General features: G+C 71.3%; 19 protein-coding genes. 18 read left to right on the top strand and 1 reads right to left on the bottom strand.

Features of this window, described 5'->3' with window-relative positions; all coding sequences use genetic code 11:
* Window positions 1-64: 64 nt before the first annotated feature.
* The 6 genes from sigJ (at window position 65) to DX116_RS02445 (ending at window position 6,165) form a co-directional block, all read left to right on the top strand.
* Window positions 65-961, top strand: a complete 897-nt coding sequence (sigJ, locus tag DX116_RS02470; RefSeq protein ID WP_233556538.1) for an RNA polymerase sigma factor SigJ — start codon at window positions 65-67, stop codon at window positions 959-961.
* A gap of 70 nt (window positions 962-1,031) precedes the next feature.
* Window positions 1,032-1,778, top strand: a complete 747-nt coding sequence (locus tag DX116_RS02465; RefSeq protein ID WP_119702618.1) for an SDR family oxidoreductase — start codon at window positions 1,032-1,034, stop codon at window positions 1,776-1,778.
* Window positions 1,779-1,847: 69 nt separating this feature from the next.
* On the top strand, window positions 1,848-2,021 hold the full coding sequence (locus DX116_RS19835) for a hypothetical protein (RefSeq protein ID WP_158591880.1): 174 nt from the start codon (window positions 1,848-1,850) through the stop codon (window positions 2,019-2,021).
* Window positions 2,018-4,951, top strand: a complete 2,934-nt coding sequence (locus DX116_RS20460) for a helix-turn-helix transcriptional regulator (protein ID WP_158591879.1) — start codon at window positions 2,018-2,020, stop codon at window positions 4,949-4,951. The genes DX116_RS19835 and DX116_RS20460 overlap by 4 nt, the downstream gene beginning before the upstream one ends.
* Before the next feature lie 16 nt (window positions 4,952-4,967).
* Window positions 4,968-5,729: an SGNH/GDSL hydrolase family protein gene (locus tag DX116_RS02450; protein ID WP_119702615.1), complete on the top strand. Its 762-nt coding sequence runs from the start codon at window positions 4,968-4,970 to the stop codon at window positions 5,727-5,729.
* A gap of 7 nt (window positions 5,730-5,736) precedes the next feature.
* The gene (locus DX116_RS02445; RefSeq protein WP_119702614.1) at window positions 5,737-6,165 is read left to right on the top strand and encodes a hypothetical protein; all 429 of its coding nucleotides are present in this window, start codon (window positions 5,737-5,739) and stop codon (window positions 6,163-6,165) included.
* A 57-nt stretch (window positions 6,166-6,222) separates the two neighbouring features.
* On the opposite strand, the gene DX116_RS02440 is transcribed toward DX116_RS02445, so the two are convergent.
* Window positions 6,223-7,485 carry an isochorismate synthase gene (locus DX116_RS02440; protein WP_119702613.1) on the bottom strand — a complete coding sequence of 421 codons (1,263 nt, stop codon included), beginning with the start codon at window positions 7,483-7,485 and terminating at the stop codon, window positions 6,223-6,225.
* 124 nt (window positions 7,486-7,609) lie between these two features.
* Here DX116_RS02440 and DX116_RS02435 point away from each other — a divergent pair, with 124 nt between their 5' ends.
* The 12 genes from DX116_RS02435 to nuoK all read left to right on the top strand — a co-directional run bounded on the left by DX116_RS02435 (window position 7,610) and on the right by nuoK (window position 19,325).
* The gene (locus tag DX116_RS02435; protein WP_119702612.1) at window positions 7,610-8,302 is read left to right on the top strand and encodes a demethylmenaquinone methyltransferase; all 693 of its coding nucleotides are present in this window, start codon (window positions 7,610-7,612) and stop codon (window positions 8,300-8,302) included.
* 179 nt (window positions 8,303-8,481) lie between these two features.
* Window positions 8,482-8,841: an NADH-quinone oxidoreductase subunit A gene (locus DX116_RS02430; RefSeq protein ID WP_119702611.1), complete on the top strand. Its 360-nt coding sequence runs from the start codon at window positions 8,482-8,484 to the stop codon at window positions 8,839-8,841.
* Window positions 8,841-9,395 (top strand): NuoB/complex I 20 kDa subunit family protein, encoded by a 555-nt coding sequence (locus DX116_RS02425; protein WP_119704083.1) that lies wholly within the window; start codon window positions 8,841-8,843, stop codon window positions 9,393-9,395. Before DX116_RS02430 ends, DX116_RS02425 begins: the two co-directional genes overlap by 1 nt.
* A gap of 13 nt (window positions 9,396-9,408) precedes the next feature.
* Window positions 9,409-10,158, top strand: a complete 750-nt coding sequence (locus DX116_RS02420) for an NADH-quinone oxidoreductase subunit C (protein ID WP_119702610.1) — start codon at window positions 9,409-9,411, stop codon at window positions 10,156-10,158.
* A gap of 246 nt (window positions 10,159-10,404) precedes the next feature.
* Entirely contained in the window at window positions 10,405-11,748 is a 1,344-nt protein-coding gene (locus DX116_RS02415; protein WP_119702609.1) for an NADH-quinone oxidoreductase subunit D, read from the top strand.
* Window positions 11,749-11,875: 127 nt separating this feature from the next.
* On the top strand, window positions 11,876-12,697 hold the full coding sequence (gene nuoE, locus DX116_RS02410) for an NADH-quinone oxidoreductase subunit NuoE (protein WP_119702608.1): 822 nt from the start codon (window positions 11,876-11,878) through the stop codon (window positions 12,695-12,697).
* The gene (nuoF, locus tag DX116_RS02405) at window positions 12,690-14,018 is read left to right on the top strand and encodes an NADH-quinone oxidoreductase subunit NuoF (RefSeq protein WP_119702607.1); all 1,329 of its coding nucleotides are present in this window, start codon (window positions 12,690-12,692) and stop codon (window positions 14,016-14,018) included. The genes nuoE and nuoF overlap by 8 nt, the downstream gene beginning before the upstream one ends.
* A complete protein-coding gene (locus tag DX116_RS02400) occupies window positions 14,018-16,426 on the top strand; it encodes an NADH-quinone oxidoreductase subunit G (RefSeq protein ID WP_119702606.1) in 2,409 nt (802 codons plus the stop codon). Before nuoF ends, DX116_RS02400 begins: the two co-directional genes overlap by 1 nt.
* Window positions 16,423-17,679: an NADH-quinone oxidoreductase subunit NuoH gene (gene nuoH, locus DX116_RS02395; protein ID WP_119702605.1), complete on the top strand. Its 1,257-nt coding sequence runs from the start codon at window positions 16,423-16,425 to the stop codon at window positions 17,677-17,679. Before DX116_RS02400 ends, nuoH begins: the two co-directional genes overlap by 4 nt.
* Window positions 17,672-18,262, top strand: coding sequence for an NADH-quinone oxidoreductase subunit NuoI (gene nuoI, locus DX116_RS02390; protein WP_119702604.1), 591 nt, complete (start codon window positions 17,672-17,674; stop codon window positions 18,260-18,262). Before nuoH ends, nuoI begins: the two co-directional genes overlap by 8 nt.
* Window positions 18,259-19,035 (top strand): NADH-quinone oxidoreductase subunit J, encoded by a 777-nt coding sequence (locus DX116_RS02385; protein ID WP_119702603.1) that lies wholly within the window; start codon window positions 18,259-18,261, stop codon window positions 19,033-19,035. The genes nuoI and DX116_RS02385 overlap by 4 nt, the downstream gene beginning before the upstream one ends.
* The gene (nuoK, locus tag DX116_RS02380; RefSeq protein ID WP_119702602.1) at window positions 19,032-19,325 is read left to right on the top strand and encodes an NADH-quinone oxidoreductase subunit NuoK; all 294 of its coding nucleotides are present in this window, start codon (window positions 19,032-19,034) and stop codon (window positions 19,323-19,325) included. The genes DX116_RS02385 and nuoK overlap by 4 nt, the downstream gene beginning before the upstream one ends.
* Window position 19,326: the final 1 nt, after the last annotated feature.

Genomic DNA, 19,326 nt, shown 5'->3' with positions numbered 1-19,326 from the left:
CATGGTTGGGACCCTGTCGTCGCTCGCTGCGCTCGCTCGGCCCGGGGGGCCGTAGGGTGCGGGGGTGATCCTGCAGGATCCCGCCGACGTGGCGGCCGACGCCCAGGTGCGGCGACGTCTGCTGGGCGTCGCGGTCAGGGTGCTCGGCTCGTCGGCCGATGCCGAGGACGCCGTGCAGGAGGCGCTGCTGCGCTGGTACCGACTCAGCCAGGCCGAGCGGGACGCCGTCGACGTCCCGCTCGCGTGGCTCACGACCGTCGTCTCGCGCGTGTGCCTCGACGTGCTGGGCTCGGCGCGCCACCGCCGCGAGGCGTACGTGGGGGAGTGGTTGCCCGAGCCGCTGCCCCACGACGCGGTGGCCGGGTCGGCCCTCGTCCTCGACCCGCCCGAGCAGGCGGTGTGGGACGAGTCGGTCCACACCGCGGTGCAGGTCGTGCTCGACGCCCTCACCCCGGCCGCGCGGGTCAGCTATGTGCTGCACGACGTCTTCGCGGTGCCCTTCGCCGAGGTCGCCGAGGTCACTGGCAGCACGCCCGAGGCGGCTCGCCAGCTGGCCGCGAGCGCCCGTCGTGACGTGGCCGCGCGGCGACGGCGAGCCTCGCCGGCCGCCGAGCACCGGCGCCTGGTCGACGCGTTGGTGCTGGCCTGCCGGACCGGTGACGTCGCGAGCCTCGCCGCGCTGCTCGCCGACGACGTGGTGGCCGTCAGCGACGGTGGCGGCCGGGTCAGCGCGGCCCGCCGACCGGTGCGCGGTGCCGACCGTGTGCTGCGGTTCCTGGCCGGCATCCTCGCGAAGCGTCCGGGGCTGGTGCTCGAGCCGGCCGAGGTCAGCGGACGACCGGGCGTGGTGCTGCGCGACAGCAGCGCCTTGGTGGGCGTCGCGTCGGTCGAGGTCGTCGACGGCCGGGCATCCGAGCTGTGGCTCGTCATGAACCCCGACAAGCTGCGCCTCTGGTCGTGATCACGTCTCGGGCGGCTGTGTCGTCAGGAGGGTGAGGGCGCAGGGAGCGCCCACGGAACAGGAGACTTCCATGAGGATCGCGGTGGCCGGTGGGACCGGCACGGTCGGCCGTCACGTCGTCGAGGTGGCCCGCGAGCGCGGGCACGAGACGGTGGTGCTGAGCCGGTCGGAGGGCGTCGACCTCGTCTCGGGCGAGGGAGTGGCCGCAGGCGTCCGTGGGGCCGACGCGGTCGTGGACGTCGCCTCGGTGCAGACCCGCGACTCCGCGGCGTCCGAGGAGTTCTTCGCCTCGGTCACCCGCGGCTTGCTCGAGGCCGAGCAGCGAGCGTCCGTCGGCCACCACGTCGCGCTGTCGATCGTCGGCATCGACGCGGCGCCCGAGGCCTACTACGCCGGCAAGGTGCTGCAGGAGCGTCTGGTCGCCGAGGGCGTCATCCCGTGGACGATCCTGCGAGCGACCCAGTTCCACGAGTTCGCGCAGCAGATCCACGGCGGCGTCACCGTCGGGCCGGTCACCCTGGTGCCGCGGATGCGCTCTCAGCCGGTCGCGGCGCGCGAGGTGGCCGAGCGGCTCGTCGAGCTGGTCGAGGCGGGTCCCTCGGGACGCGTGGCAGACCTCGGCGGTCCGCAGGAGAAGCGGATGGTCGACATGGTGCGGGCCTATGCGCGACGCATCGGGTCGCGGGGACCCGTCGTGCAGGTTCCCCTCCCGGGCGCGTTCGGCAGGGCGATGCGCGACGGCTCCCTCCTGACCGGGGCCGGCGCCGACCACGGTCGCCGGACGTTCGACGAGTGGCTGGCTGCGCTCGGCGTCTGAGGTAGGGCCTGCGACATCTAGGTGGATCGGCCGATGTGGCGCGCCACCTCAGGCCACGACCGTGGGGTCATGATCATCGATCCGCTGTCGTTCGTGACGCTCGAGACCAGTCGTCGCCTGGCCGAGGCACGCGCCGCCCAGGCGGCCCGCGCCCCGGCCCTCGGGGCCCGTCGACGCCGCGGCCGCCGCGGCATCGTCCTGCGTCTGGCGGCGTGGGCGACGGGCCGGGCCGTCCACGCGTGACGACGGTGCCAGCACCGTCCGAGGCGTCGGCCATGATGGACGCCATGGGCAACCACCGGGCACCGTCGACGCGACTCGTCGGGCGCGACGACGAGCTCTACCAGCTGCTGGGGCTGGCCGGGGTCACCGCGCCCGAGGCCCGCGACGTCGTGCTGCTGGGGGGCGATGCCGGCATCGGCAAGACCCGTCTGCTGCGCGAGCTCAGCGCCTCCGCCCGCACGGCGGGGCACCGGGTCATGGCCGGCCACTGCCTCGACCTCGGCGACAGCGCCCTGCCGTACCAACCCTTCGCCGAGGCGTTCTCGAGCCTGTCCGACGACGAGCGCGACGTCCTGGCCGAGCGGTTCCCGGCGCTCGGGCCGCTGCTGCCCTGGCCGTCCGCGGCACCGGGTCCGGGTGTCGAGCGGGCTGAGCTGTTCGCATCGGTGGTCGCGGCGCTCGACTCGTTGTCCGCCGACCGTCCGGTGCTGCTGGTCATCGAGGACGCGCACTGGGCCGACGCGTCGACGCGCCACCTGATCCGCTACGTGCTGGCCCAGGGCTTCACCGGCGCGGTGCACGTCGTCGTCAGCTACCGGGCCGACGACCTGCACCGTCGCCACCCGCTGCGCGAGGCGCTGGCCGAGTGGGTGCGGCTGCCCCGTGTGCGCCGTCTCGAGCTCGAGCCGCTCGCCGATGCCGACGTCGTCGACCTCGCCCGGGTGCGCGCTGAGCACGAGCTGCCGGCCGAGGCGCTCCGCGCGGTCGTGCAGCGCGCCGGCGGAAACGCCTTCTTCGTCGAAGAGCTGCTCGACGCCGGGCTCGACGACCACCGGTCGTCGCTGCCCGAGACGCTCAGCGACCTGCTGCTGGTGCGGCTCGACCGGCTCGACGAGCCGGCCCGCCGCCTGGTGCGCGCAGCGTCGGTCACCGACGGTCGCGAGGGCTTCGCCGCCCTGGCCGCCGCGGCCGGGCTCTCCGACGACGAGCTCGACGCCGCGCTCGTCACGGCCGTCGACCACAAGGTGCTCAGGCGCAGCGGCTCCGACGACTACGTGTTCCGGCACGCGCTGCTCGGCGAGGCGCTGCGCGACGACCTGCTGCCGGGCGAGCGCCGCCGCATCCATGCCGCCTTCCTCGCCGCCCTCGACGACGACGCCCCGCCGGCGACCGTCGCCCGTCACGCCCTGGCGGCGGGCCAGCGCGAGACCGCCTTCACGGCCACGGTGCGCGCCGCCGAGGCAGCCGGACTTGTCGCGGGCTACGACGAGGCCGCGCAGCACTACGAGCGGGCGATCGAGCTGGTCGACGCGGCCCCGCCCGGCACCGACGAGATCGACCTGGTCATCGACGCCGCCAACGCCCTCGTCACGTCCGGCCAGCTCATGCGCGCCCTCGGTCTGCTGCGCGACCACCTGTCGGGCCTGGCGACCGACGTCCACCGCGACTGCCACGGCCGGCTGCTGGTCGCGATCGGCAACACGTGCTACTTCGCCAACCTCGACGCCGAGGCGGAGCAGGCCAGCGTCCAGGCGGCCGAGGTCGTGCCCGACGAGCCGACGGTGCTGCGCGGCGAGGTGGCCGCGCTCCGAGCGCGCGTGCTGGCCAACCGGCGTCGCGACCGCGAGGCCGCCCAGTGGGGCGAGCGTGCGCTGCAGATCGGCGAGACCGTCGAGGCGCAGTCCGTCATCTTCGACGCCAAGGCCACCGTCACGCGCCTCACGGCCCGTTCCGGCGACGACCCGGGGCAGACCATGACGGCGTTCCGCGAGCTCGTCGACGCCTCGCGGGCGTCGGGCCACGTGCTGGGCGAGCTGCGCGGGCTCAACCAGATGGCCTTCGTGCACTTCAACGCCGGCGAGCTCGACGCCGCGGCCGCGGCCTTCGACGAGGGCATGCGGCGAGCGGCCCAGACAGGGTGGTCGTGGGGGCCGTACGGCTTCGACGGACGCTTCTTCGGCGCCCTCATCGCCTACATGCGTGGTCGGTGGCACGAGGCGCTGCAGCTGTGCGACGTCCGCGACGGCGCACCGCCGGAGTTCGAGGCCTACCTGACGGCCGTCTCGCTGCTGGTGCCGGCGGGCCGCGGCGACACCGCGCAGATCGAGCGGACGCTGCCGCAGCGTGCGCTGTGGCGGCACGACCAGGCCTCGGCCATCCACGGCACGTCGGCGCTGATCGAGCTGGCCGGGGTCGCCGGCGACCTCGCCGCAGCGCGCCGGCACCACGACGACCTCGTCGACCTGCACGTGCGGTCGTGGGACGACACCGACTTCGCGGCACGCATCCGGCTGGCCGCGCTGCTGATCGGTCAGTATGCAACCGCCGCGCCCGGTCTCGACCGGGCCGCGCAGCACGATCTCGTGCAGCAGCTGCCGGGCCTGGTCGACGGCGTCGAGCGCGCGGTCGCGGCCACCCAGCCGCTGGGCCCCGAGGGTCAGGCCTGGCACCGTCGCGCCCTGGCCGAGGCGGCGCGCCTCACGTGGTTGAGCTCTGACGGCGTGACCGACGCCGGCGAGCTGGCCGGTCTGTGGCGCGGTGCGCGTGACGGGTTCGTCGGGCTCGACGACCCCTACGAGACCGCTCGGTGCTCCGCACGGCTCGCGGCGGTGCTGCTCACCTCCGGCGACGAGACGGAGGGCGCGGAGCTGGTGGCCGAGGCCCGTGAGGTGGCCGCGCGGCTGGGTGCGCGTCCGCTGCTGGCCGAGCTCGACCGGCTGTCGCCCCGGGCCCCGCGCGCCGCGCGTGCCGACGTCGACCTGACCCCGCGCGAGCGCGAGGTGCTGCAGCAGGTCGCCACCGGGCTCAGCAACGGCGAGATCGGTGCCCGCCTGTTCATCAGCACCAAGACCGTCTCGGTGCACGTCTCCAACATCCTGGCCAAGCTCGGTGCCGCGGGCCGTACCGAGGCGGCGGCCATCGCTCGTCGCCGGGGCCTGCTCGACGACTGAGGGCTAGGCTGGCGCCGTGACGTACCACCGCTTCGTCGCCCTCGGCGACTCGTTCACCGAAGGGGTCGGCGACCCCGACGCCTCCCGCCCCAACGGCGTCCGCGGCTGGGCCGACCGGGTCGCCGCGCAGCTGGCGGGCGACGACTTCGCCTACGCCAACCTGGCGATCCGTGGCCGCAAGCTGCGACAGATCATCGCCGAGCAGATCGAGCCGGCCACCCAGATGGCGCCCGATCTCGTGACGGTCTACGCCGGAGCCAACGACGTCCTGCGTCCGCGGGTCGACATCGACGGCATGGTCGAGGCCTACGACGCCGCGATCGGACGGCTCGCGTCCTCGGGCGCACAGGTCGTCGTGTTCACGGCGTACGACCCCGGTGGCTCGCCGGTCTTCGGGGCGCTGCGGGGCCGGTTCGCCATCTACAACGAGCTGGTGCGCGAGGTCGCCGACCGCCACGGCGCGACGATCGTCGACTTCTGGCGGCTGCGCGACTACCGCGACGACCGCCTGTGGGACGGCGACCGCATGCACCTGTCGGCGGCGGGGCACCAGCGCATGGCGATGGCGGTGCTCGACACCCTGGGCGTCGCGCACGACCTCGAGCCGCTGCCGCTCGACGAGCGACCCGTGCTGTCGGCGGCCGACCGGCGCGCCGCCAACCTCGAGTGGGCGCGCACCCACGCCGGTCCGTGGGTCAAGCGGCGGCTCTCCGGCACGTCGTCGGGCGACGGGCTCTCGCCGCGGTGGCCGACGCTCGCGCCGGTCGCCAGCGCCTGAGGTCGCCGTGGTCCGTCTGCCGAGGCTCGGCCCCAAGCTGGCCGCCCCGCCGACCGACCTCGACGACGACTCGATGGAGCGTCTCGACGAGTTCCTCCGCATGAGCGGCGGCGAGCCGGTCATCGGCACCCGCCGGCTCCTGTGGCTGGCCGTCGTCTTCGCCGGGCCCCTCAAGCTGAAGGACGAGCGGTCGCCGAAGGCATCCGGCGAGGCGGTGGTGCTGCGACCCCACACCGTCGTCATGACCCCGCAGCAGCACGTCGGCGTCGCGAAGGTCAGCTACTACCTGACCCAGCTCGACGCGGGCGAGACGATCAAGCCGGCCAAGGTCTACGAGGTGCACGAGGGCAACGGGTGGTGGCACCTCGACGGCCTGCACCGCCTGCTGGCGGCCCGCATCATGGGCCGTCCGCTCGAGGCCACGGTCTACCGCTGACGTCCCCGCGATCTGTGACGCCTACGGCGTCAACGGGCGCTCGTCACGCCGTGGGCGTCACATCTCGCGGGGCGTCAGGGCCTCGCGGACGGGGATGAGCTTGGCGGTCGACTCGGCCAGCTCGTCGGCGGGCACCGAGTCGGCGACGATGCCGCAACCGGCGAACAGCCTCACGGTGCGTCCGTCGTCCTCGACCTGGGCCGATCGCAGCCCGATGCCCCACTCGCCGTCGCCGCGCGCATCGATCCAGCCCACCGGCCCGGCATAGCGTCCGCGGTCGAGCCGCTCGATCTCGCCGATCAGGCGGACGGCCTCGCGCGTCGGGGTGCCGCCCACGGCCGCGGACGGGTGCAGCGACGCGGCGAGCGTCAGGGCACTGGCGCCGTCCTTCATGACGCCGGTGACGTCGGTGGCCAGGTGCATGACGTTGGGCAGGTGCAGGACGAACGGCGTCTCGGGCACGAACATGTTGGTGCAGTGGGGCGCCAGGGCGTCGGCCACCGAGCGCACGGCGTACTCGTGCTCCTCGAGGTCCTTGCTCGACCTGGCCAGCGAGCCGGCCAGGGCGAGGTCGTGCGTGTCGTCGCCCGTGCGCCGGATCGTGCCGGCCAGCACGCGGGACGTCACGAGCCCGCGCTCGAGCCGCACCAGCATCTCCGGCGTCGACCCGAAGAAGCCGTCGACGTGGAACGTCCAGCAGCTGGGGTAGCCGCCGGCGAGGCGGGCCAGAGGGGCGCGGACGTCGAGGGGCGCGTCGAGCGTGGCGACGAGGTCGCGGGCCAGCACGACCTTGTCGAGGTCGTCGGCCTGGATGCGCTGCACGGCCTCGGCCACGAGCGACTGCCACGTGTCGCCGTCGACCGGCCCGTCGGCGAACGTCGCGCCCGTCGGCACCTGCGGCGGCGCGGCCGGCACGAGGGGCGGCGGGGCGGTGATGCCGGTGCCGATCACGGTGACCCACGAGACGCCGTCGCGGCGACCCACGACCACCTCGGGCACCACGAGGACGCTGCCGTCGGCGTCGTCGGCGAAGGTGAAGGAGCCGAACGCGACCAGGCCCGAGCCGGGGGTGTCGACCTCGTCGCGGATGACGGCGCGCGACGACAGCTCGCGCCACCACGCGGAGGCCTCGGCGAACCGGTCGGCGCCCGCCGTGTGCAGCTCGGTCGCGCGGCCCCAGCCGACCAGTCCGTCGCCCCCGTGCACCCACGCGAAGGCGTCGTCGGGCGGCAGCAGGGCGAGCAGCTCGCCGGGGTCGTCGACCGGCGCCGATCGCACCACGAGGGGCCCGATCCGGGGGGCGACGGCGGGATGGCTCACAACATACGAGCGTACTCGCGGGCGTCACGGCATGCTCATGATGTGTCGCGTCAGACACGGTGCGGGACCGGCCGTCGTGTCGCCTGCACCGGCGGTCGCCGGTGCGTGGCCGTAGGATTCAGCAGTGAGCAGAGCCGGTCTGGACAAGCAGCCCCACGACGTCGCGAAGATGTTCGACGGTGTGGCCGAGAAGTACGACCTGACCAACGACGTGCTGTCGATGGGCCAGGACCGACGCTGGCGGCGGCGCGTGGTCGATCTCGTCGCTCCCCGGCCCGGAGAGCTGATCCTCGACCTGGCGGCGGGCACCGGCACGTCCAGCCAGCCGTTCGCCGACGCCGGGGCCACCGTCGTCCCGTGCGACTTCTCGATCGGGATGCTCGAGGTCGGCAAGCGAGCCCGTCCGGGTCTTCCGTTCACGGCTGGAGACGGCATGCGGCTGCCCTTCGCGGCCGACACCTTCGACGCCGTGACGATCTCGTTCGGCCTGCGCAACATCGTCGACCCCGTCGAGGGCCTGCGCGAGCTGCTGCGCGTCACGCGTCCGGGCGGACGCATCGTGGTGTGTGAGTTCAGCACGCCGACGTGGGGCCCGTTCGACGCGGTCTACAGCAACTACCTGATGCGGGCGCTGCCTCCCGTGGCCCGGGCCGTGTCGTCCAACCCCGAGTCGTACGTCTACCTGGCCGAGTCGATCCGCGCCTGGCCCGACCAGAAGGGCCTCGCGCTGCGCATGGTCGAGGCCGGCTGGGGACGCGTCGAGTGGCACAACCTCTCGGCCGGCATCGTCGCGCTGCACCACTCGACCAAGCCCTGACGTCCCTCTCGTGAAAGGGCGACGGCCCGTTCGTCAGCGGACAGGCTGACTTAGTGTGACCTAAGTTACACGCTGATCCCGGCGGGCGTAGGGTGAGACCGTGGTCACGTTGTGAAGCAATTCACAAGCGCGCGACCTCGATGGTTCTTCGCTCTGTCGGTCCAGCCCCGGGAGGTGCCGTGACGGATTACACGCCGATCCTCGTGCTCGGGGGTCTCGCGGCGCTCTTCGCGATCGGCTCGGTGGCCATCGCCCCGCTGACCGGTCCCAAGCGCTACAACCGTGCCAAGCTCGACCGCTACGAGTCGGGCATCGAGCCGAGCCCGCTGCCCGAGGGCGGCGGACGCATCCCGGTCAAGTACTTCTTCACGGCCATGATGTTCATCGTCTTCGACATCGAGATCGTGTTCCTCTACCCCTTCGCGGTGGCCTTCGACCAGATGTCCTGGTTCGCGGTCTTCGCGATGATGCTGTTCCTCGTCAACGTCACGATCGCGTACGCCTACGAGTGGCGCCGCGGCGGAATGGAGTGGACCTGATGGGTCTTGAAGAGAAGCTGCCGAGCGGGGTCCTGCTGTCGACGGTCGAGGGCCTGGCCGGCTACATGCGCAAGGCCTCGTTCTGGCCCGCGACCTTCGGCCTGGCCTGCTGCGCGATCGAGATGATGACGTTCGGCGCCCCCCGTTTCGACTCCGCACGCTTCGGCATGGAGGTCTTCCGTCCCTCGCCGCGCCAGGCCGACCTGATGATCGTCGCCGGCCGTGTCAGCAACAAGATGGCCCCCGTCGTGCGCCAGATCTACGACCAGATGGCCGGCCCCAAGTACGTCCTGGCGATGGGCGTCTGCGCCAGCTCGGGCGGCATGTTCAACAACTACGCGATCGTGCAGGGCGTCGACCACGTCGTGCCCGTCGACATGTACCTGCCGGGCTGCCCGCCGCGGCCCGAGATGCTGATCGACGCGATCCTCAAGCTGCACGACCAGATCCAGCACACCAAGCTCGGCAGCAACCGCCTGGCGGAGATCAAGGACGACGAGAAGACCGCCCTGCTGGCCACGCCGACGTCCGCGATGAAGGGCCTCATGCGATGAACGAGGCCTCACGATGACCGACCCCAAGGGCGACCGCGACGCGCGCGATGCGGGCACGCAGTCGCAGGACGTCTCGCACGAGTCGCACGACAACCTCGTGCGGGCCGACGTCACCGAGCTCGAGGTCGTCGAGATCCGCGAAGGGGCGTTCGGTGCACACGGCACGGGCGACACCAGCGGCTTCGGCGGGCTCACCCGCCCCGTCGTCATGCCCGGCCCGAGCCAACGTCCGTACGGTGGTTGGTTCGACGAGGTCGCCGACCGCTTCGCCGGCGGTGCCGGGCTGGAGGGTGCCATCGAGAAGGTCGTCGTCGACCGCGGCGAGATCACCTTCTACGTCCGCCGCGAGCTGCTGCTCGAGGCCGTGACGCACCTGCGCAACGACCCCGTGCTGCGCTTCGAGTTCTGCTCCAGCGTGTCGGCCGTGCACTTCCCGCACGAGACCGGGCGCGAGCTGCACGTCGTCTACCACCTGCTCTCGATGACGCACAACCGTCGCATCCGGGTCGAGACCACGACCTCCGACGACGACCGCCACGTGCCCAGCGTCGTCCCGATCTACCCGACCGCCGACTGGCAGGAGCGGGAGGCCTGGGACATGTTCGGCATCGAGTTCGACGGCCACCCCGCGCTGACGCGCATCCTCATGCCCGACGACTGGCCCGGCCACCCCCAGCGCAAGGACTACCCGCTGGGCGGCATACCCGTCGAGTACAAGGGCGCGACAGTGCCCCCTCCGGATCAGAGGAGGAACTACTCGTGAAGGCCCAGCGGCTAGTCGGACACTCCGCTGTCCTGTGCGCTCCGCGCACGGGGCTGGGCGGCATCCCGGTCGAGTACAAGGGCGCGACGGTGCCCCCTCCGGATCAGAGGAGGAACTACTCGTGAAGGCCCAGCGGCTAGTCGGACACTCCGCTGTCTTGTGCGCTCCGCGCACGAGGCTGGGCGGCATCCCGGTCGAGTACAAGGGCGGCACGATCCCGCCCCCGGACCAGCGCAGGAGCTACTCATGACGCAACAGAGCTCGACGGTGGGCAACGATCCCTACGCAGGCACCACCGACTCGTCCGATGGTCCCGTCTTCACCGTCACCGGCCAGGACTGGGACACGATCGACGTCTCCGACCTGCAGGGCGACCGGCTCGTCATCAACATGGGTCCGCAGCACCCCTCGACCCACGGCGTGCTCCGCCTCGTGCTCGAGATCGACGGCGAGACCGTCCGCGACGCCCGCGCCGGCATCGGCTACCTGCACACCGGCATCGAGAAGAACATGGAGTTCCGCACCTGGACGCAGGGCGTGACGTTCTGCACCCGCATGGACTACGTGGCGCCGTTCTCCAACGAGGCCGCCTACGTCATGGCGGTCGAGAAGCTGCTCGAGATCGAGGCGCCCGAGAAGGCACAAGCGATGCGCGTGCTGCTGCTCGAGCTCAACCGCATCTCGTCGCACCTGGTGTGCCTGGCCACCGGCGGCATGGAGATCGGCGCGCTCACGGTCATGACCTGCGGCTTCCGCGACCGCGAGCTGATCCTCGACCTGTTCGAGATGATCACGGGACTGCGCATGAACCACGCGTTCCTCCGTCCCGGCGGTGTCGCCCAGGACCTGCCCGACGGTGCGATCGAGAAGATCCGCTCGACGGTCAAGCTGCTCAAGAAGCGGCTGCCCGAGTACGCCGCGCTGTGCAACGCCAACCCGATCTTCAAGGGACGCCTCAAGGGGGTCGGGCACCTCGAGCTCGCCGGGTGTCTCGCCCTGGGCCTCACCGGACCGGTGCTGCGGTCGACCGGCTACGACTGGGACCTCCGCAAGAAGCAGCCCTACTGGGGCTACGACACGTACGACTTCGAGGTCGTCACGCGCGACGAGCCCGACGCCTACGGCCGGTTCCGGGTGCGGCTCGACGAGATGTGGGAGTCCATCAAGATCGTCGAGCAGGCCACCGAGCGGCTCGCCGGCATGGAGGGCCAGCCCGTCATGGTCGCCGACAAGAAGATCGCGTGGCCCGCGCAGCTCAGCGTCGGCGCGGACGGGCAGGGCAACTCCGCCGAGCACATCAAGCACATCATGGGCGAGTCGATGGAAGCGCTGATCCACCACTTCAAGATCGTCACCGAAGGCTTCCGGGTGCCGGCCGGCCAGGCCTACGGGGCCGTCGAGGCACCGCGCGGCGAGATCGGGTGCCACCTCGTCTCCGACGGCGGCACCCGCCCCTACCGGGCGCACTTCCGCGATCCGTCCTTCGTCAACCTGCAGGGCACGTCGGTCATGAGCGAGGGCGGCATGATCTCCGACGTCATCGTCGCCGTGGCCAGCATCGATCCGGTCATGGGCGGTGTCGACCGATGAGGCGCACGGCTCCTTCGTCGCCGCTCCGGCGGCTCGTTCCTCACCGCCGCCAGGCTTCGCCTGGGCGCCAGCCGTCGCTCGCTGCGCTCGCTCGGCCCATGGGTGCGTTCTCCTGGGAGGGTTCTCGATGACGCTTTCCGACACGACCAAGGCTGAGCTCGTCGAGCTGGGGTCCCGGTATCCGCAGGCTCGCTCCGCTCTGCTGCCGATGCTGCACCTGGTGCAGTCCGTCGAGGGCAACGTCACCAACGAGGGCATCGAGGTCTGTGCCGACATCCTCGGCATCACGGCCGCCGAGGTGTCGGGCGTCGCGACGTTCTACACGATGTACAAGCGTCGCCCGATGGGCCGGCACCACGTCGGCGTCTGCACCAACACCCTGTGCGCCGTCATGGGCGGCGACCTGATCTTCGAGCGGCTCAAGCAGCACCTCGACGTCGGCAACGACGAGACCACCGACGACGGCGCGGTCACGCTCGAGCACATCGAGTGCAACGCGGCCTGCGACTTCGCCCCCGTCATGACGGTCAACTGGGAGTTCTTCGACCAGCAGACGCCCGAGTCGGCGATCGAGGTCGTCGACAAGCTGCGTGCCGGCGAGACCGTCCAGGCCACCCGCGGAGCAACCATCACCAGCTGGCGCGAGGCCGAGCGCGTCATCGCCGGCTTCGAGGACGGACTGGTCGACGAGGGCCCCACGGCAGCCGGCGCCTCGCTGGCCGGCTTCGAGATCGCCCACGAGCGTGGCTGGGCGGCGCCGTCGTACGAGGCCTCGACCAGCTCGGCCGGCGAGGGCGGCTCGGCCGGCACCGACGGCACTGGTGCGCCGGACGGCGTCGCCGACACCAAGCAGGAGGCCGCGGCCCAGGCCGACACCTCACGCGCCGAGACCGAGACCGCGATCGACGACTCACCTGCCGACACGGCTGAGGAGGGCAACGATGACTGACCTGCTGACACCGGTCCTGACGGCCGACTGGGGCACCGACCGTGCCTGGACGCTCGAGGAGTACCGCAAGACCGGCGGCTACGACGCGCTCGACAAGGCACTGAAGATGGCGCCCGCCGACGTCGTCGAGCTGGTCAAGGAGTCGGGCCTGCGCGGACGCGGCGGGGCCGGGTTCCCGACCGGCATGAAGTGGGGTTTCATCCCCCAGGACAACCCCAAACCCAAGTACCTCGTGGTCAACGCCGACGAGTCCGAGCCGGGCACGTGCAAGGACATCCCGTTCATGATGGCGACGCCGCACACCCTCATCGAGGGCGCCATCATCGCGGCGCACGCCATCAACGCGCAGCAGGCCTTCATCTACGTCCGCGGCGAGGTGCTGCACGTCATCCGTCGCCTGCGGGCCGCGTGCCGCGAGGCGTACGAGGCCGGCTACCTGGGCCAGGACATCCTGGGCAGCGGCATCGACATCGACCTGGTCATCCACGCGGGCGCCGGCGCCTACATCTGCGGCGAGGAGACGGCGCTGCTCGACTCGCTCGAGGGACGTCGCGGACAACCGCGTCTGCGGCCCCCGTTCCCGGCCGTCGAGGGCCTCTACGCCAGCCCGACCGTCATCAACAACGTCGAGTCGATCGCCTCGGTGCCGGCGATCGTGCGCGGCGGCCACGAGTGGTTCGCCTCGATGGGCACCGAGAAGTCCAAGGGCTTCGTCATCTACTCGCTGTCGGGCCACGTCAAGCGTCCCGGTCAGTACGAGGCACCGCTCGGCATCACGCTGCGGCAGCTGATCGACCTCGGCGGGGGCATGCGCGAGGGCAGCGAGCTGAAGTTCTGGACGCCCGGCGGCTCGTCCACCCCGCTCCTGACGGCCGAGCACCTCGACATGCCGCTCGACTACGAGTCCGTCGGCGCGGCGGGCTCGATGCTCGGCACGCGCGCGCTGCAGGTCTTCGACCAGACCACGTCGGTCGTGCGGTGCGTGCTGCGCTGGACCGAGTTCTACAAGCACGAGTCGTGCGGCAAGTGCACGCCGTGCCGCGAGGGCACCTGGTGGCTCGTGCAGACCCTGCAGCGTCTCGACCAGGGCCAGGGCAAGGACGGTGACATCGAGCTGCTGCTCGACCTGTGCGACAACATCCTCGGACGCTCGTTCTGCGCTCTCGGCGACGGCGCCACCAGCCCCATCACGTCGGCGATCCAGCACTTCCGCGACGAGTTCGAGGCCGGCATGCACACCCCGTCCAGCGAGCTGTTCCCGCCCGCGGCGTCGATGCTGTTCGGCGATCGCTCCTTGAGCCTGTCGAAAGGAAGCTCCTGATGACTGTGACGGTCCCTTCGACCAGCTCAGGGAGCGACGTGCCCGTCGAGCTCGTCACGCTCACGATCGACGACGTCGAGGTCAGCGTGCCCAAGGGGACGCTCGTGATCCGCGCCGCCGAGCTGATCGGCACCGAGATCCCGCGCTTCTGCGACCACCCGCTGCTCGACCCGGTCGGCGCGTGCCGTCAGTGCCTCGTCGAGATCACCGACGCGGGCAACGGTCGCGGCTTCCCCAAGCCGCAGGCCTCGTGCACGATCGAGGTCGCCGCCGGCATGGTCGTCAAGACGCAGGTCACGTCGCCCGTCGCCGAGAAGGCGCAGCGCGGCACCATGGAGTTCCTGCTCGTCAACCACCCGCTCGACTGCCCCGTCTGCGACAAGGGCGGCGAGTGCCCGCTGCAGAACCAGGCCATGACGCACGGGCAGGGCGAGTCGCGCTTCACCGAGACCAAGCGGACGTTCCCCAAGCCGATCAAGGTCTCCGAGCAGGTGCTGCTCGACCGCGAGCGGTGCGTGCTGTGCGCCCGGTGCACCCGCTTCTCCGAGCAGATCGCCGGCGACCCGTTCATCGCACTGATCGAGCGCGGAGCCCGCCAGCAGGTCGGCATCTACGAGGAGGAGCCGTTCAGCTCGTACTTCTCGGGCAACACGATCCAGATCTGCCCGGTCGGCGCGCTCACCAGCGCCGACTACCGCTTCCGGTCGCGGCCCTTCGACCTCGTGTCGTCCCCGTCGGTCGCCGAGCACGACGCGAGCGGCTCCGCCATCCGCGTCGACCACCGCCGCGGCAAGGTCATGCGCCGTCTCGCCGGTGACGACCCAGAGGTCAACGAGGAGTGGATCACCGACAAGGACCGCTTCGCCTTCGCCTACGCGACGCAGGGCGACCGCGTCACCACGCCGCTGGTGCGGGACGCCGAGACCGGTCAGCTCGAGGTCGCGTCGTGGCCTGCCGCGCTCGCGATCGCCGCGCGGGGGCTCGCTGCTGCCCAGGGGCGCGTCGGCGTGCTCACCGGGGGACGGCTGACGGCCGAGGACGCCTTCGCCTACAGCCGCTTCGCCCGCACGGTGCTGCGCACCAACGACATCGACTTCCGCTCCCGCGCCCACTCGGCCGAGGAGGCCGCGTTCCTGGCCTCCCACGTGGCCGCGACCTCGCTCGACGTGACCTTCGCCGATCTCGAGACGGCATCGGTGGTGGTGCTGGTGGGCTTCGAGCCCGAGGACGAGAACGGCAGCATCTTCCTGCGGCTGCGCAAGGCCGCCAAGACCCGCGGCGTCAGGGTCGTCTCGATCGCGAGCCACGCCACGCGCGGGCTGCGCAAGATGTCGGGCGAGCTCGTCAGCACGATTCCGGGCGACGAGCCGGCCGCCCTGGCCGCCCTCGACCTGCCGGCCGGCGCGATCATCCTGGCCGGAGAGCGACTCGCATCGGTCGCGGGCGGCTTCAGCGCCGCCCTGGCCGCCGCGACGACGTCCGGCGCACGCCTCGCGTGGATCCCGCGCCGGGCCGGCGACCGTGGCGCCGTCGAGGCCGGGTGCCTGCCGACGCTGCTGCCCGGCGGACGTCCGCTGGGCGACGCCGAGGCCCGCGCCGACCTCGCCGCGGCCTGGGGGGTCAAGAACATCCCCGCCACCAAGGGTCGCGACACGTCCGCGATGCTCGCAGCGGCGAGCTCGGGCACGGTCAGGGCCCTGCTGATCGGCGGCGTCGAGATCGACGACCTGCCCGATCCGGCGGCCGCCCGTGCCGGTATCGAGGCCGCATCGTTCGTCGTCAGCCTCGAGGTGCGCCACAGCGACGTCACCGCGATGGCCGACGTCGTGCTGCCGATCGCCCCCGTGGTCGAGAAGCCCGGCTCGTTCGTCAACTGGGAGGGCCGCGTGCGCACCTTCGACGCGGTGCTGCACCAGCCCGCGTCGCTGACCGACATCCGGGTGCTCGCCGGCATCGCCGAGGAGATGGGACGTCCCCTCGGCTTCCGCACCGTCGCCGCGGCACGCCGCGCGATGGCCGAGCTCGGGCCCTGGGACGGTGTCCGCGCGGAGGCGCCTGCGGTCGAGCCCAAGCCCGCGGCGAGGCCCAAGAAGGGGCAGGTCGTGCTCGACACCTGGCGCCTGATGGTCGACGACGGCCGCAACCAGGACGGTCAGGCGCAGTACAAGGCCACGGCCCGCCCGGCCGTGCTGCGCGCCAGCGAGGCGACGCTGCAGGCGTTCGGCATCGACCCCGGTGGTCCGGCGACGATCTCGACGGCTGCCGGCAGCGCGACGTTCTTCACCGAGGTGGCCGGCCTTCCGGGCGACGTCGTCTGGGCACCGACCAACTCCGGGCTGAGCCTGCGCGCCGTCCTGGGTGCGGGCTACGGCGACCGGGTCACCCTGACGGCGGGGGTGAACGCATGAGCGGCCTGTTCGGCAACGAGCCGCTGTGGGTCGTCGCGCTCAAGTCGGTGCTGATCTTCGTCTTCCTGCTGGTCTACACGCTGTTCAACATCTGGTTCGAGCGTCGCGTGGTCGCCAAGATGCAGCACCGCATCGGCCCCAACGTGAACGGGCCGTTCGGCCTGCTGCAGAGCCTCGCCGACGGCGTCAAGCTGGCGCTCAAGGAGGACATCGTGGTCAAGGCGGCCGACAAGGCCGTCTACATCCTCGCCCCGATCCTGGCCGTCATCCCCGCCTTCCTGGCGTGGGCCGTCATCCCGTTCGGGCCCGAGGTGCGCATCCCGTTCACCGACACCATCACGCCCCTGCAGCTGACAGACCTGCCCGTCGCGGTGTTGTACATCCTGGCGGTCACGTCGATCGGCGTCTACGGCATCGTGCTGGCCGGCTGGTCGTCCGGCTCGATCTACGCCCTGCTGGGCGGCCTGCGGTCGAGCGCGCAGGTCATCTCGTACGAGGTCGCGATGGGCCTGTCGTTCGTGTCGGTGTTCATGTACGCCGGCTCGATGTCGACCTCCGAGATCGTCGCCGCGCAGAGCGACATGTGGTACTTCATCCCGCTGTTCCCGTCGTTCGTCATCTACTGCATCGCGATGGTCGGCGAGACCAACCGCGCGCCGTTCGACCTCCCCGAGGCCGAGGGCGAGCTCGTCGGCGGGTTCCACACCGAGTACTCCTCGCTCAAGTTCGCGCTGTTCTTCCTGGCCGAGTACATCAACATGGTGACGGTGTCGGCCCTGGCCACGACGCTGTTCCTGGGTGGCTGGCGTGCGCCGTTCGGTCTCGGGCAGATCAGCGAGGGCTACTTCAACACGGGCTACTGGCCGGTGCTGTGGTTCTTCGGCAAGACGTTGTTCTTCATCTTCGTGTTCGTCTGGCTGCGGGGCACGCTCCCGCGCATGCGCTACGACCAGTTCATGACGTTCGGCTGGAAGATCCTGATCCCGATCTCGCTCGGATGGATCGTGGCCGTCACGTTCATCCGCAAGCTCAAGGCCGAGGACATGCTCGATCGCGACCTGCTCGTGCCGATCGCGATCGTGGTCGGTCTGCTGGCGCTGCTGACGTTCTTCATCCCCGAGAAGAAGCACGAGGCCGAGGTCGACGAGACCCCCTTCGACGCCTTCGCCGGGGGCTACCCCGTCCCGCCGATGCCCGGCCAGTCGGCCGCCCCCCACGACAGCCAGACCACAGAGGTGACCACCCATGAGTAACCCGGTCAAGGAGACGCTCTGGGACCCGATCGCCGGCTTCGGCGTGACGTTCCGGACGATGTTCCGCAAGCCCGTCACCGAGCAGTACCCGTTCACCAAGGTGCCGACGGCGCCGCGGTTCCACGGCCGCCACCAGCTCAACCGCTGGCCCGACGGGCTCGAGAAGTGCATCGGCTGCGAGCTGTGCGCCTGGGCGTGCCCGGCCGACGCGATCTACGTCGAGGGTGCCTCCAACATCGACGACGCCGACGGCTCCGGGCGATTCAGCCCGGGGGAGCGGTACGGCCGCGTCTACCAGATCAACTACCTGCGCTGCATCCTGTGCGGTCTGTGCATCGAGGCGTGCCCCACGCGCGCGCTGACCATGACCAACGAGTACGAGCTGGCCAACGACAACCGCGCCGACCTCATCTGGGAGAAGGACGACCTGCTCGCGCCCCTGCTGCCGGGCATGGTCGAGCCCCCGCACGAGATGATGATCAGCGACGACCACCACGACTACTACCGCGGCAAGCAGCTGCCCATCGTGGGCGTGTCATCGGGCGCCTCGACAGGCTCGACGGACGCAGGGGACGACGAGTGACCCCGTTCTGGATCCTGGCGCCGGTCATGGTGATCGCCGCGCTGGGACTGCTGTTCGCCCGCAAGGCCGTCCACGCCGCGCTCGGCCTGGCGGTCGTGATGATCAGTCTGGCGATCCTGTACGCCGCGCAGGGGGCGCCGTTCCTCTTCGCGGTGCAGATCATCGTCTACACCGGCGCGATCATGATGCTGTTCCTGTTCGTGCTGATGCTGGTCGGCGTCGACAGCTCGGAGTCGCTGCGCGAGACGATCGCCGGCCAGCGGGTCGCGGCCGCCGCCGTGGGCCTGGCGTTCGGCCTCGTCATGGTGACGGTGGTCGGCCAGGCCGTCGCCTCGCCCGTCACGGGCCTCGACCAGGCCAATGCCAACGGCAACGTCGAGGGTCTCGCGGCCCTGATGTTCGGCCCGTACATCCTGGCCGTCCAGTTCACGGCAGCCCTGCTGATCACGGCGGTGCTCGGCGCGATGGTCATGGCCCACCACGAGAGCCTGCTGCCCAAGCGCTCGCAGGCCGACCTCGCGCGGCAGCGGATGCGCGACTACGCCGAGCTGGGCGTCCACCCCGGCAACGCGCCCACCCCCGGCGTGTTCGCGCGGCACAACGCGGTCGACACCCCGGCCCTGCTGCCCGACGGCTCGCCGCTCGAGGAGTCGGTCTCCGAGAGCATCATCGGCCGGGGCCAGGTGCGCTCGGGCTACGACGACGCCGTCGACGACATGGTCAAGCGGCTCGAGACCCCCGAGCAGACCGACGAGGACGGTGACGGCAAGTGAGCGAGTACATCACCCTGTCGATGATCCTGTTCACGATCGGTGCCGTCGGCGTCCTCGTGCGGCGCAACGCGATCATCGTGTTCATGTGCGTCGAGCTGATGCTCAACGCGACCAACCTGGCCTTCGTCAGCTTCTCGCGCCAGCACGGCAACCTCGACGGCCAGCTCGCGGCCTTCTTCGTGATGGTCGTCGCGGCCGCCGAGGTCGTCATCGGCCTGGCCATCATCATCTCCATCTACCGCACGCGGCGGACGACCTCGGTCGACGACGCGAGCCTGCTGAAGTCCTAGG

The organism is Aeromicrobium endophyticum (genome assembly GCF_003586285.1).
GTDB lineage: Bacteria > Actinomycetota > Actinomycetes > Propionibacteriales > Nocardioidaceae > Aeromicrobium > Aeromicrobium endophyticum.
The sequence above is the reverse complement of the archived record's forward strand: the minus strand, read 5'-3'. Positions and strand labels throughout refer to the sequence as shown.